The sequence below is a fragment of the Vibrio sp. 1249-1 genome (assembly GCF_033340495.1).
On sequence record NZ_JAWOWJ010000887.1, the window covers coordinates 1 to 578 of the forward strand.

The window sequence follows — 578 nt, forward strand, 5'->3', positions numbered from 1 at the left end:
CTTGCGTTTACGCCAGCGTGTCGATGGTGTGCTGCATGAAACCATTCTGAACGAAGTGAACATCGCTTCTGCATTGGTATTACGCCTTAAGTTGATGGCGCACTTGGATATTTCTGAGAAGCGTCTGCCACAAGATGGTCGCTTCAACATCAAAGTTCGTGGCCAATCGATTGATATTCGTATGTCGACGTTACCAACTCAGTACGGTGAATCGGTTGTAATGCGTCTGCTTAACCAGTCGTCAGGCTTACGTCCATTAGAAGAATCGGGTTTACCGCCTGAGCTACTGGCGCGCTTGCGTCGTCAGTTATCTCGTCCTCATGGCATGATTTTGGTAACCGGCCCTACGGGATCGGGTAAAACCACGACACTTTACGGCGCGTTGAGTGAGCTCAATGAGCCGGGTAAAAAGATCATCACCGCAGAAGATCCGGTGGAATACCGTTTACCACGTATCACGCAAGTACAGATCAACAGCAAAATCGACCTGACATTTTCACGCGTGTTACGCACCTTCTTGCGTCAAGACCCAGACATCATTTTGATTGGTGAGATGCGTGACCAAGAGACGGTAGAGA

Annotated in this window: 1 protein-coding gene; it reads left to right on the plus strand. The window is 49.1% G+C overall.

Translation table 11 applies throughout. The annotated features are described in order from the left end of the window. A partial coding sequence (locus R7Z50_RS29495) for a GspE/PulE family protein (protein ID WP_318150014.1) occupies positions 1 to 578 on the plus strand: 578 nt, incomplete at both ends.